Source organism: Blastococcus xanthinilyticus (genome assembly GCF_008124835.1).
GTDB lineage: Bacteria > Actinomycetota > Actinomycetes > Mycobacteriales > Geodermatophilaceae > Blastococcus > Blastococcus xanthinilyticus.
Window position 1 is genome coordinate 43,960 of sequence record NZ_VNHW01000007.1, and the last position, 12,383, is coordinate 56,342.

12 protein-coding genes are annotated in these 12,383 nt (G+C 73.7%); 3 read left to right on the top strand and 9 right to left on the bottom strand.

Annotated elements, in window-relative coordinates:
* The first annotated feature begins 21 nt into the window (after nucleotides 1–21).
* Together BD833_RS12020 and BD833_RS12025 are read left to right on the top strand one after the other, a co-directional pair.
* Nucleotides 22–990: a pirin family protein gene (locus BD833_RS12020; protein ID WP_166533388.1), complete on the top strand. Its 969-nt coding sequence runs from the start codon at nucleotides 22–24 to the stop codon at nucleotides 988–990.
* Between the two features lie 14 nt (nucleotides 991–1,004).
* Nucleotides 1,005–1,439 carry a PPOX class F420-dependent oxidoreductase gene (locus tag BD833_RS12025; protein WP_166533389.1) on the top strand — a complete coding sequence of 145 codons (435 nt, stop codon included), beginning with the start codon at nucleotides 1,005–1,007 and terminating at the stop codon, nucleotides 1,437–1,439.
* Between the two features lie 47 nt (nucleotides 1,440–1,486).
* Here the strand turns inward: BD833_RS12025 and BD833_RS12030 are convergent, their stop codons facing one another.
* Nucleotides 1,487–2,245 (bottom strand): VOC family protein, encoded by a 759-nt coding sequence (locus BD833_RS12030; RefSeq protein ID WP_166533390.1) that lies wholly within the window; start codon nucleotides 2,243–2,245, stop codon nucleotides 1,487–1,489.
* 76 nt (nucleotides 2,246–2,321) lie between these two features.
* Nucleotides 2,322–4,409, bottom strand: coding sequence for a TPM domain-containing protein (locus BD833_RS12035; protein WP_166533391.1), 2,088 nt, complete (start codon nucleotides 4,407–4,409; stop codon nucleotides 2,322–2,324).
* A gap of 117 nt (nucleotides 4,410–4,526) precedes the next feature.
* On the opposite strand from BD833_RS12035, the gene BD833_RS12040 reads away from it, so the two are divergent.
* Nucleotides 4,527–4,904 carry a Rieske (2Fe-2S) protein gene (locus BD833_RS12040; RefSeq protein WP_166533392.1) on the top strand — a complete coding sequence of 126 codons (378 nt, stop codon included), beginning with the start codon at nucleotides 4,527–4,529 and terminating at the stop codon, nucleotides 4,902–4,904.
* Nucleotides 4,905–4,979: 75 nt separating this feature from the next.
* Here the strand turns inward: BD833_RS12040 and BD833_RS12045 are convergent, their stop codons facing one another.
* The 7 genes from BD833_RS12045 to BD833_RS12075 form a co-directional block, all read right to left on the bottom strand.
* Nucleotides 4,980–6,137: an ABC transporter ATP-binding protein gene (locus BD833_RS12045; protein WP_166533393.1), complete on the bottom strand. Its 1,158-nt coding sequence runs from the start codon at nucleotides 6,135–6,137 to the stop codon at nucleotides 4,980–4,982.
* Entirely contained in the window at nucleotides 6,134–7,174 is a 1,041-nt protein-coding gene (locus tag BD833_RS12050; RefSeq protein WP_243737617.1) for an ABC transporter ATP-binding protein, read from the bottom strand. The genes BD833_RS12045 and BD833_RS12050 overlap by 4 nt, the downstream gene beginning before the upstream one ends.
* Nucleotides 7,171–8,112 carry an ABC transporter permease gene (locus tag BD833_RS12055; protein WP_166533394.1) on the bottom strand — a complete coding sequence of 314 codons (942 nt, stop codon included), beginning with the start codon at nucleotides 8,110–8,112 and terminating at the stop codon, nucleotides 7,171–7,173. The genes BD833_RS12050 and BD833_RS12055 overlap by 4 nt, the downstream gene beginning before the upstream one ends.
* A gap of 31 nt (nucleotides 8,113–8,143) precedes the next feature.
* Entirely contained in the window at nucleotides 8,144–9,148 is a 1,005-nt protein-coding gene (locus tag BD833_RS12060) for an ABC transporter permease (RefSeq protein ID WP_166533395.1), read from the bottom strand.
* 121 nt (nucleotides 9,149–9,269) lie between these two features.
* On the bottom strand, nucleotides 9,270–10,979 hold the full coding sequence (locus BD833_RS12065) for an ABC transporter substrate-binding protein (RefSeq protein WP_166533396.1): 1,710 nt from the start codon (nucleotides 10,977–10,979) through the stop codon (nucleotides 9,270–9,272).
* 312 nt (nucleotides 10,980–11,291) lie between these two features.
* Nucleotides 11,292–11,891 (bottom strand): recombination mediator RecR, encoded by a 600-nt coding sequence (gene recR, locus BD833_RS12070; RefSeq protein WP_166533397.1) that lies wholly within the window; start codon nucleotides 11,889–11,891, stop codon nucleotides 11,292–11,294.
* 42 nt (nucleotides 11,892–11,933) lie between these two features.
* Nucleotides 11,934–12,272 carry a YbaB/EbfC family nucleoid-associated protein gene (locus BD833_RS12075; protein ID WP_166533398.1) on the bottom strand — a complete coding sequence of 113 codons (339 nt, stop codon included), beginning with the start codon at nucleotides 12,270–12,272 and terminating at the stop codon, nucleotides 11,934–11,936.
* Nucleotides 12,273–12,383: the final 111 nt, after the last annotated feature.

Here is a 12,383-nt window from a genome sequence, read left to right on the forward strand (position 1 = left end):
GCGCCGAGGAAGGGACGAGCGATGAGCAACCTTGACCGCCGACCACCGGCGCGCGACCTGGGCGGGCTCGACGGCACCACCTCCGGGCCGGTGCTCGACCTGCTCCCGGGCAAGGAGGTGCTGCTCGGCGAGAGCACGCGGGTGCGCCGGCTGCTGCCCACGCTCGGCCGGCGCATGGTCGGCGCCTGGGTCTTCGTCGACCACTACGGCCCCGACGACATCGCCGCGGGGCCGGGCATGCAGGTGGCCCCGCACCCGCACACCGGGCTGCAGACGGTGTCGTGGCTGCTGGACGGCGAGATCCACCACCGCGACTCCCTCGGCAGCGACGTGCGGTTCCGGCCCGGCGAGCTGGCGCTCATGACCGCCGGGCACGGGATCGCGCACTCCGAGCAGTCACCGGCGACCCATCCGCGGTTCCTGCACGGGGCCCAGCTGTGGGTGGCGTTGCCGGAGGCCGACCGCGAGGTGGCCCCGCACTTCGAGCACCACGGCGCACTGCCCGGCTTCACCTCCGACGGCCTCACGGCCACGGTGCTCATGGGCTCCTTCGGCGGGGCGACGTCGCCAGGGCGCGCCTACACGCCCCTGGTCGGGGTCGACCTGGCCCTCACCGCCGGCGCCGACGTGGAGATCCCGCTGGAGCCCGGCTTCGAGTACGGGCTGCTCGCGTCGTCGGGGTCGGCCTCGGTGGACGACGTCCCGCTCGAGCCCGGCGCGATGCTCTACCTGGGCACCGGCCGCCGCACGCTGCGGGTGCGCGCCGGCTCGGCGTCCCGGCTGCTGCTGCTCGGCGGCGAGCCGTTCGAGGAGCGCCTGGTCATGTGGTGGAACTTCATCGGCCGGACGGGCGAGGAGATCGCCGGCTACACCGAGCAGTGGAGCGCCGAGTCGCAGCGGTTCGGCACGGTCGTCGGCTACGACGGCGACCGGCTGGAGGCCCCACCGCTGCCGCCGGTCGCGCTCCGGCCGCGCGGCCGGGTCCGCTGAGGCAGGCTGCGCCCATGACTTCCTCCCCCGGCCCGGACCCGCGGCTGCTGGCCTTCGTCGCCGACCAGCGCTGGGGTGTGCTGGCCACCGTCAAGCGCGACGGCCGGCCGCAGCTGTCCAACGTCGGCTACGCCTGGGACGACGGCCTGATCCGCGTCTCGGTGACCGCCGACCGCGCGAAGACCCGCAACCTGCAGCGCGACCCGCGGGTGACCCTGCACGTCGCGTCGAAGGACTTCTGGACCTGGGTCGCCGTCGAGGGCACCGCCGAGCTCACCCCGGTCGCGCAGGACCCGCACGACGCCGCGGTCGAGGAGCTCATCGCCTACTACCGCGGCGTCTCCGGCGAGCACGAGGACTGGGACGAGTACCGCGCGGCGATGGTCGCCGACCGGCGGCTGGTCGTGCGCTTCCGGCCCGAGCACGCCTACGGCCAGCTGCCCGGCTGACCCCGGACCGCCGGTGCGCCCCGCTCGCACCGGCTGCCGGGGAGAGCTCATCCGGCCGGGACCTCCATGACGGAGAACGAGGCGCCCCACGGGTCCGCGACGACCGCGAACCGGCCGTATTCGGTGTCCTCCGCGGGGAGCAGCACCTTTCCGCCCGCGGAGGTCACCGTGGCGACCGCACCGTCGGTGGAGGTCACCGCGAAGCAGGTCGACCACCCCTTCGGCACGCCGGGGACGGCGCCGCCGAGCCCGCCGAGCGGATCGCCGCCGGTGGCGAAGGTGGTGTAGCCCTCGCCGGCGGGGATCGCCTCGAACCGGAACCCGAAGACGGCGCCGTAGAACGCCCGCGCCGCATCCGGGTCGTCGACCGCCGCCTCGTTCCAGACCAGCGAGCCCGGCTCGTTGTAGCGCTGCACGCCGGTGTGCTCGCCGGACTGCCACAGGCCGAACGGATGACCCTGCGGGTCGAGCGCGACGACCATCGTGCCCAACGGCCCGACCTCCATCGGCTCGACCACGACCGTGCCCCCGGCCTCGCGGATCCGGGTCACCGTGGCCGCCGCGTCGTCCGTCGCGAAGTACGTGGTCCAGCGGGGCGGGTCGTCCGGGTCCATCTGCGGGCCGAGGCCGGCGACCTGCGCCCCGTCCTTCTCCGCGTTCAGGTAGCCGCCGAACTCCTCGTCCCCGCCGGTGTACTCCCAGCCGAGCAGCGCGGCGTAGAACTCCTTCGCCGCCGCCAGGTCGGCTGCGCCGTAGTCCACCCAGCACGGTGTGCCGGCCGGCCAGGGGGTGTCTCGCATGGGCATGGTTGCCTCCTTCAGGTGTGAGGGAGGTCACCGTCCCACCGGGGGCCGACAGTTCGGGGCGTCCGCGACGCGGCGGTCAGAACCGCCCGCCGCCGGACCGGCCACCGCCGCCGAACGAGCCGCCGCCGGACCGGCCGCCGCCGCCGAAGGACCCACCGCCGGACCGGCCGCCGAACCCACCACCACCGAAGCCGCCACCGCCGAGGCCGCCGCCGGAGAAACCGCCGCCGAACCCCCCGCGGCGCCCGCCGCCGAGCAGGATCCCGCCGAGCACCAGGCTGCCGAGGTCGACCCCGCCGCGGCGGTACCCGCCGCCGTAGCCGCCGCCCATGCCGCCGGGGCCGTACCCCCCGTAGCCGGAGTTCCAGTCGTCCACGTCCTCCACCGCCAGGTCCAGCGCGTGCTGGGCGAGCAGCCCGGCCTGCTGGGCCTCCCGCAGCGCGCTCACCGGATCGGTGCGGCCCAGCTCGACGGCGGCCTCCAGGTGCCGCTGCGCCTCGGCCAGCCGGGTGCGCGCCTCGGGACCCACCGCACCGCGCCGGGTGTCGATGAAGTCGCCGGCCGCGGCCACCGCCGAACGGGCGCTGAGCAGCGCCTGGTCCAGCGCCGCGGCAGCCCGCCGGGCCTGGGTCTGCGCGTCGCGGGCCGCCGACAGCGTCTGCTCCAGCGCGGCGTCGGCGTCCTCGAGCTGGCGGAGCGCGGCCAGCGGGTTCCCCGGCGTGCCGTCGGCCGGGCGCAGCGCGGCGTCCGCGGCGGCCAGGGCCGCCTCGGCCCGGGCGATCTGCGGCTGCAGGCCGCTGCGGTCGCCGGCGGCCACCAGGGCGCGGGCCTCGGCGAGGTCCTTCTCCGTCTCCGCCCGCGCGTCGGCCACCCGGGCCGCGGCCGCGTCCAGGTCGGCGGCCAGCCGGCCCACCGCGTCGAGCAGGGTGCCGGTCTGCGCGACCGCGTCCTCGGCGGCGCGGATGTCCCCGACGGCGTCGCCGCTGCGCCCGGCGGCGAGCGCCTCGCGGGCCTCGCGCACCTCCTGGTCGGCGGCGTCCAGGCGAGCCCCGGCCTCGCGCACGTTGTCGGCGACCGCGGTGACGGCGGAGCCGGAGAACCGCTGCCGGAGCCCGGTGAGCCGCTGCTCCTCCTCCGGCAGCCGCCCGCGCAGCGCCGCGATACGCGGCTCGAGGCCGGCCAGCACCGCCGGGGCGGTCCGCTCCAGGTCGCGGAGCTGCTCGAACGCCGCGCTCTGCTCGTCGAGCCGCGCGTCGGCGGCCTGGGTCAGCGCCAGGATCTCGGCGAGCATCCGCCGGGTGGTCGGCTCGTCCTCCGAAACCTCGTCGTCCAGCTCCTGCCGGATGGCGAAGGCGCGCCCGACCTCGGCCCTGGACTGCGCGAGCGCCGCACCGAAGCCCGCGACGGCGTCCTCCCCGTACTGCGAGCGGGCGAAGTCCAGGTCCAGCTGGGAGGTCTTCACCGCCTCGTCCATCTCCAGCAGCGCCTCGCTCGCCCGGCCCTGCAGCTCGTCGGTGGGCACGCCCTCGTACGGGTCGGGCGCCGGCCGCTGCCGGCCCGCGGGGAGCGCGCCGCCGGCTCGGTTCCGGCGGGACCGGCTGACCAGGTAGGCGCCGCCGCCGACGACCGCGATGCCACCGATCACCAGCAGCGGCCCCACCCCGCTGGAGCCGCCGTCGGATGCGGACTCCGCCGGCTGCCCGGTCGCCGTCCCCTCCGTGCGCAGGAGGTCGGCGAAGGCGGCCACGCCGCCGGCCCAGTCGCCGGCCGTGAACTCCGGGGAGACCCGCTCGCCGGCCAGGTCGTCGAGCTCCCCAGCGGTGAGGGGGAAGTCCGCCGGCTTCAGCGTGCCGTACAGGCCGTCGTCGACGGCGACGGCGAGCAGGGCGTCATCCTCGGAGAGCTGGCTGAGCTCCGCGGTCGCCTGCGCCCACTCCGACCGGTCGGCATCGTCGAAGCTGGACACGAAGACCACGTGCAGCTCGGTGCCGGTGTCCGACCGCAGCTCGTCGATGGTGTTCTCGACCGCCGTCGTGCTGCCGTCGAGCACGCCCACCTCGTCGACGACCTGGTCGGTCAGCCGGAAGGGTGGCACCGCGTGCGCCGGGCCGCCGGCGAGCAGGAGCACGGCGAGCACTCCCAGGACGACGCACAGCCGGCGCACGGATACCTCCTGGAAGGGCGACCTCGAACCCGGACGACCCTACCGACGGGCGAGGCGTCCGGCCCGGCAGCGCTGGGTAGGCCCGGTGCACCGCCGTCGCCGCACCGAGGAGACCCCGTGCCCCAGCCCGACTCCGTCCCCGCCGCCGACCTGCCTCCGGGAACGGTGCGCCGCGTCGGCGACTGGGCCGTGGGCAACCGGGGCGCCGGCCCCGACGGGGACGACCGGTACTTCGCCGTCTCCCGGATCTGCCGGCACCAGCTGGCCGACCTCGCCGAGGGCTCGGTCGACGCCGACGGGTGCCTGGTCTGCCCGTGGCACCAGAGCCGCTACGACGTGCGCACCGGCGAGATGGTCGAGGGACCGCGCGGGTTCCTCGGCTACCACGGGCCGACGCCGGTCTACAGCGGCCTGGTCCGGCTGCTCGGCAGCATCGCCCGACTCCGCGTGCGCCGGGCGGTCCGCACGGGGGACGACGTCGTCGTCACCGACTGAGGCATAGGAAGCTATACACCCGTTTCCGGCGCTGAGACGCACGTATAGCTTCCTATGCCCCAGAGTTCGCTGCGGTCAGCCCTGCTCCTGCCGCGGCAGGGGCTCGTCGCGGCCGAGGAACGGGGTCGGGTCGTCGTCCCGGGGATGCGCGCCCGAACCCGGCCGGGAGGCGGCACCGGCGTGCAGCACCTCCTCGGGCGACCGCGGCCGCAGCGCGCCGTCGCGGATCTCCTCTGCCCAGTGGCAGCTGACCAGCCGTCCCGGGCCCAGCTCCCGCAGCACGGGCACCTCGTCGTCGCAGCGCGTCTCCTGCCGCCACGGGCAGCGGGTGTGGAACCGGCAGCCGCTGGGCGGGTCGGCCGGCGACGGCAGGTCACCGGCCAGCAGGATCCGCTCCCGCTGCTCCTCGATCTCCGGGTCGGGCACCGGCACGGCGCTCATCAACGCCCGGGTGTAGGGGTGCAGCGGCTGCTCGTAGAGGTCGTCGGCCGGCGCCTGCTCCACCAGCGAGCCGAGGTACATGACGCCGACGACGTCGCTGATGTGCCGGACGACGGCCAGGTCGTGGGCGATGATCAGGTAGGTGAGCCCCAGCCGCTCCTGCAGCTCCTCGAGCAGGTTGAGCACCTGGGCCTGCACAGACACGTCGAGCGCGGACACCGGCTCGTCGGCGATCAGCAGGTCCGGCTCGAGCGCGACGGCACGGGCGATACCGATCCGCTGCCGCTGGCCGCCGGAGAACTCGTGCGGGTAGCGGCGCAGCGCGGCCGATGGCAGCCCGACGGCGTCCAGCAGGCCGCGGATCTTCTCCGCGATCCCGGCCTTGCCCCCGGCCAGCCCGTGTGCGCGCAGCGGCTCCGAGAGCAGCGACTCCACGTTCTGTCGCGGGTCCAGGCTGCCGAGCGGGTCCTGGAACACCATCTGCATCCGCTGGCGCATCTGCCGGAGCGGCTCGCCCTTCAGGGCGGCGACGTCCGTGCCGTCGAACAGCACCCGGCCGGAGGTGGGCTCCTCCAGCCGCAGGATGGCGCGGCCCAGCGTCGACTTGCCGCAGCCGGACTCCCCCACCAGCCCGTAGGTGGCGCCCCGTGGCACGGTGAGCGAGACGCCGTCCACGGCCTGGACGTGGCCGACCGTGCGGTCGAAGAAGATTCCCTTCCTGATCGGGAAGTGGACCTTGAGGTCCTCCACCCGGAGCAGGTCGTCCTGGCCGGCGATCGGGACGGCGGTCATCGGGCGGCTCCGTGGGCGGTGGCACCCGACGGCGCAGCAGGGTGCTCGAGCGGGTGGCGGCAGCGCAGCTCCCGGCCGGGGCCGTCCGGCACCAGCGGGACGGTGCTGCCCGACACCTCGGTCAGGCAGTCGTCCTGGGCGTTGTCGCACCGGGGGGCGAAGGCGCACCCCTCCGACCACGGGATGGCGTCGCGGGCCGAGCCGCGGATGGGCGTGAGCGGCGCCCCGCGGGCGGAGTCCAGCCGGGGCACCGACGCCAGCAGCCCGCCGGTGTAGGGCTGGCGCGGGCGGGCGAACAGGTCCCGCCGGTCGGCCGTCTCGATGATCTTCCCGGCGTACATGACGTGCACCCGGTCGCAGAGCCCGGCGACGACGCCGAGATCGTGGGTGATCATCACCAGCGCCGTCCCCGCGTCGACGACGAGCTCGCGCAGCAACTCGAGGATCTGCGCCTGGATGGTGACGTCGAGCGCCGTCGTGGGCTCGTCGGCGATCAGCAGCCGCGGTGAGCAAGCCAGCGCCATCGCGATCAGCGCGCGCTGCCGCATGCCGCCGGAGAGCTGGTGGGGGTACTCCTTGAGCCGCCGCCCCGGGTCGGGGATGCCGACCTTGTCGAGCAGCCGGACGGCCTCGTCCTGCGCCTCGGCCTTGCTCATCTCGCGGTGCTCCAGCAGCACCTCGGTGACCTGCGTGCCGATCGGCACGGTCGGGTTGAGCGAGGAGAGCGGGTCCTGGAAGACCATGCCCATGTCGGCGCCCCGCAGCCCGCGCAGCACGTGGTCGGGGGCGTCGACCAGGTCGTTGCCGTCGAAGCGGACGGAGCCGGTCACCTCGACGCCGCGCCGGGGCAGCAGCCCCATGATCGCCAGAGAGGTGACCGACTTGCCGCAGCCGGACTCACCCACCAGGCCGATCGTCTCGCCGGGCGCCACCGAGAAGCTGACGCCGTCGACGGCGCGGGTCGGCTGCTCACCGCGGCGGGTGAACCGGACCGCCAGGTCCTCCACCTCGAGCACCGGTGCCTGCAGGGAGCTCACCTCCGGAACTTCGGGTCGAGGGCCTCGCGCAGGCGCTCGCCGAGCAGCGTGAACCCGAGCGCGACGACGATGATGCACAGCGCCGGCCAGACCGCCAGCGCGGGCCGGATGGACAGGAAGTCCTGGGCGTTGGCGAGCATCGCCCCCCACTCCGGGCGGGCGATGTCGGGATCGCCCAGGCCGAGGTAGGACAGCGCCGCCGCCTCGATGATCGCCGTCGCCAGGGACAGGGTCGCCTGGACGATGACCGGCGACAGGGAGTTGGGCAGCACGTGCCCGAACACGATGCGGCTCTTCCGGACGCCCAGCGCCCGCGCCGCGACGGCGTAGTCGCTGCCGCGCTGGACCAGCATCGAGCCGCGGAGCAGCCGGGCGAAGATCGGCACCTGGACGACCGCGATGGCGATCATCAGCGCGTACTGGTTCTGCCCCAGCAGCACCGAGACGGTGATCGCCATGAGCAGGCCCGGGATCGACAGGATGATGTCGACGAACCGCATGACCAGGGTGTCGACCCAGCCGCCGAAGGCGCCGGCCAGCACGCCGAGCGTCATCCCGACCACCAGGCCGAGCACGGTCGAGACCACGCCGATGAGCAGCGACTGCCGGGAGCCGTAGATCAGCCGCGAGAGCAGGTCCCGGCCGAGGTTGTCGGCGCCGAGGGGGAAGCCCTCCTGCGACCCGGGGATGAGGCCGGGGCGGATCTCCGACAGCAGGTACTGCGTGACCGGGTCCCTGGGGGCCAGCAGCGGGGCGAACGCCGCCACGACGAGGAAGACCAGCACGATGACCGCGCCGGTGATCGCCACCGGGTCCCGGCGCAGGCGGCGGACGGCGCTGCGGGTCAGCGACAGCCCGGCATCGCCCTCGGGCAGCTGACCGGCCCGGGCCGCGAGCTCGTCGATGCGCTCGCGCTTGTAGTCCCCGAGCGCCGTCATCGCGCTGCCCCCCGGTCCGGTCCCGCGAGCTTCATCGGACTCTCACCCTCGGGTCGAGCAGGCCGTAGGAGATGTCGACCAGCAGGTTCACCAGCACGTAGACGATCGCCAGCATCAGGATGAAGCCCTGCAGGATGGCGAAGTCGCGGTAGGTGATGGCATCTCGCAGAGTCAGTCCCACCCCGCCGAACGCGAAGACGGTCTCGGTCAGCACCGCGCCGGACAGCAACAGGCCGGTCTGCAGGCCGATCGTCGTCGAGACGGGCAGCAGCGCGTTCCGGACGATGTGCCGGCGGCGCACGGTCGCCATCGCCAGCCCCTTGGCGTTCGCCGTCCGCACGTAGTCCTCGTTGACCACGTCGAGCACCGACGCCCGCGTGATCCGCACGATGATCGCGAGCGGGATGGTGCCCAGCGCGATGGCCGGCAGGATCAGGTGGAGGAGCGCATCCCAGGCCGCGTCCCACTCCCGCGTCAGCAGCCCGTCCAGGACGTAGAAGTTGGTGATGCGGGTGGCATCGATCCGCACGTCCTGCCGGCCGGACCCGGGTAGCCAGCCCAGCTCGACGGCGAACAGCAGGCGCAGCAGGTAGGCCAGGAAGAAGACCGGGATCGCCACACCGATCAGCGATCCGACGACCGAGGCGGAGTCCAGGAAGCTGCCGTGCCGCCGAGCGGCCAGGTAACCCAGCGGGATACCCACCCCGATCGCGAAGACCATCGCGAGCAGGGTCAGCTCGATCGTCCCTGGGAACCGCTCGAGGAAGACCTCGGTGACCGGCCGCCCGTACTGGGTGGAGGTGCCGAAGTCGAGCGTGATCGCCCGCCCCAGGAAGCGGAAGTACTGCACGATGAGCGGCTCGTCGAGGCCGAACAGCTCGTTGTACTGGGCGATCGCCTCGGGGGTGGCCCGCTCGCCGAGGGCCGCCTGCGCGGGACCGCCGGGCAGCGCGCGCAACCAGGCGAAGAGCAGGACGGAGAGACCCAGCAGGATCGGGACCAGCTGGAACAGCCGCCGGACGATGAAGCGGAGCACGTGCTCGGACCAGCCTTTCCGGACACCCCTGCCGGGGTCCGCTGTCCTACCGCGAACCGGCGACCGCGCCGACGGTGGCGTTGTTCGCTGCCACCGCCGGCGCGGTCGATGCGGACCGGGCTCAGTCCTGCAGGGTCACCGTCGAGAAGTCCTCCGCCGTCAGCGGGCTGGGCTCCAGACCCTGGACGTTCTCGGCCACGACCAGCGCCGGGGGCGAGTGCGAGATCGGCACCGCCGGCAGGAACTCCTTGATCAGCCGGTTCGCCTCCTGGTACAGGTCGGTCCGGTCGGACGGATCCGGTGCGGCGTCGGCCTGCGCCAGCGCGGCGAAGATCTCCGGGGCGCTGAACGCGCCGAACTCCGCGGACGCCTGGTTGTTCTGGTCCTCGGCGAAGAACGTGCCGATGAAGTTGTAGGCGTCGTTGTAGTCACCGGTCCAGCCGAGCAGGTGGATGTCGGCCTGACCCGCCTGCACCGCCTGCAGGTAGTCCGGGTTCCACTGCAGGGCGACCGGCTCGATGTTCAGGCCGACCTCGCGCAGGTCCTCGGCGATCACCTGGAACATCGCGGCCGGGTCCGGCAGGTAGGGCCGGCTGACGTCGGTCGGGTAGTAGAACCGCAGCGTGGTGCCGGCGGCACCGGCCTCCTCCAGCAGCTGGCGGGCCCGCTCGGGGTCGTACTCGTAGGTCGGCACGTCGTCGGCCCAACCGTCGACCGACGGCGGCATGAAGTTCGTCGCCACCTCCGAGCCCTCGGGGAGCAGCGAGTTCACGATGGTCTCGCGGTCGATCGCGTGCGCGATGGCCTGCCGGACGCGCGGGTCCTGGAGCGCGGGGTTGGCCTGCGTGCCCTCGACGTTCCCGCCGTTGAAGCCCAGGTAGAGGATGTTGAACGGGTCGCGGACCAGTACTTGGAAGCCGTCGTCCTCGAGGGTCTGGTAGTCGGCGGGCGAGACGAAGTCGTACCCGTCGATGGTGCCGGCCTGCAGCTCCTGCCGGCGGGTGTTCCCCTCGGGGATGGTGCGGAAGATGATCTCGTCGAGCTTGGCCGGCTCGCCCCAGTAGTCCTCGTTGCGGACGATGGTGACCTCGCCGTTGCCGCGGTCCCAGCTCTCGAACTTGAACGGTCCCGTGCCGGTCGGGTGCTCGAGGGCGTACTCGGTGTAGGTGATCGCGTCCTCGCTGCCCGACAGGTTGTCGGCGTCGTACTCCTGCAGCGCCGTCGGGCTCTGGATGGAGAAGGCCGGCAGGGAGAGGGCCGCGGGGATCTTGCTGGTCACCTGGTTGAACGAGACGACGGCGGTGTTCTCGTCGGTCGCCTCGCACCCCTCGTAGATACCGGGGTTCTCGCTGTCGGCGAAGCCGCCGAAGACCGCCTGGTAGTAGTACGTGGCGCTCGGGCTCTGCGCGAGGCCGGTGAAGTTGTGCCAGCGGTCGAAGTTGAAGCAGACCGCCTCGGCGTTGAAGTCCGTCCCGTCGTGGAACTGGACGTCCTCGCGCAGGTTGAACGTGTACTCGAGACCGTCCTCGCTCACCTCCCAGTCCTCGGCCAGGGCCGGCACGAGCTCGGTGGTGCCCGGCTCGTTGGTCAGCAGGCCCTCGTGGATCTGGCGGGCGATCCGGAAGGTCTCGCCGTCGCTGGCGAACGCCGGGTCGAACATCGCCGGGTCGCCGGCAGCGCCGAACACCAGCGTGCCGCCGGACTGCGCTGCGTCCCCCTCGCCGTCGCCCTCGCCGGAGTCCCGGTCGCTGGAGGCGCAGGCCGAGAGAGTGACTGCGGTGACCGCGGCCGCGGACGCGGCGAGCGCTCGAGTGGTACGACGACGTGTCATCGCGGAAGACCTGCCTCCTCGGCCACAGCGGACCGGACGAGTTCCGGACGTGGAGCCCGCGGACGCGAAGGCGTCCGTGGATCGCCTGTGGACCCTAGGCGGCGTCCGTCGCTCCCCGGCAGTGCCGGTCGTCCATCGACACCAACCCGTGACCTTCGTCCTCGCCGTGCAGGTCAGCACCGTCACGCGCCGCCGCCGGAGCACTCTGGCCCGTCGCCGGGCGACCTGCTCGGAGCCCGCCCGGGTGCTCACGGGACGGTCGGCGTCGGCAGGCGTTGCTCGGCGCCGGCGTCAGGTGTCGACGGGTCGGTGTCACGCGTCGATGCGGCGGCGGCCCTCGAACGCCCGGCCCAGCGTCACCTCGTCGGCGTACTCGAGGTCGCCGCCCACCGGCAGCCCGCTGGCCAGCCGGGAGACCGCGAGCCCCATCGGCCCGACCAGTCGCGCCAGGTAGGCGGCGGTCGCCTCGCCCTCGAGATTCGGGTCGGTGGCGATGATCAGCTCGGTGACCGCGCCGTTCATCAGCCGCGTCATGAGCTCCTTGACCCGCAGGTCGTCCGGGCCGACGCCGTCGATCGGGCTGATCGCCCCGCCGAGCACGTGGTAACGGCCCCGGAACTCCCGCGTGCGCTCGATGGCCACGACGTCCTTGGGCTCCTCGACCACGCACAGCACGTCGTCGACGCGGCGCGGGTCGCGGCAGATCCGGCACTGCTCGGCCTCGGCGACGTTGTAGCAGGTCACGCAGAAGCGGACCGACTCCTGGACCCGGGTGAGGGCGGCCACCAGCCGGGTGACGTCGGCGGACTCGGCCGACAGCAGGTGGAAGGCGATGCGCTGCGCGCTCTTCGGCCCCACACCGGGCAGGCGACCGAGCTCGTCGATCAGGTCCTGGACGGCACCCTCGTACACGGTGCTCCTCGGGTTGCGAAGTGGATCGGGCGGCGGGCCCGATCAGAGACCGGGCAGCCCCAGGCCGCCACCCAGGCCCCCGGCGAGGGGGCCCATCCGGCTGGCGGTCAGCTCGTCGGCCGCGCGCTTGGCGTCCCGGACCGCGGCGACGACGAGGTCCTGCAGCGTCTCGAGGTCGTCGGGGTCGACGGCGTCCGGGGCGATGGTGAGCGCGGTCAGGTCGCCGTCGCCGGTCATCGTGGCCGAGACCAGCCCACCACCGGCGGTGCCGGTGACCTCGGTGGCCGCCAGCTCCTGCTGGGCGGCGGCGAGCTGCTGCTGCATCTGCTGCGCCTGCTTCATGAGCTGAGACAGGTCGGGCTGCTGGCCTCCGGGGAACATGCCACGAGAGTAGGCCGCCGGTACGACAGGTGAGGGCACGCCGCCCGTCCTGCCGCCCCGCGTTGCTGCCCGCCCTCTGCCGGGACCCGGCGCGGGCCGCCGGGCGGCGCG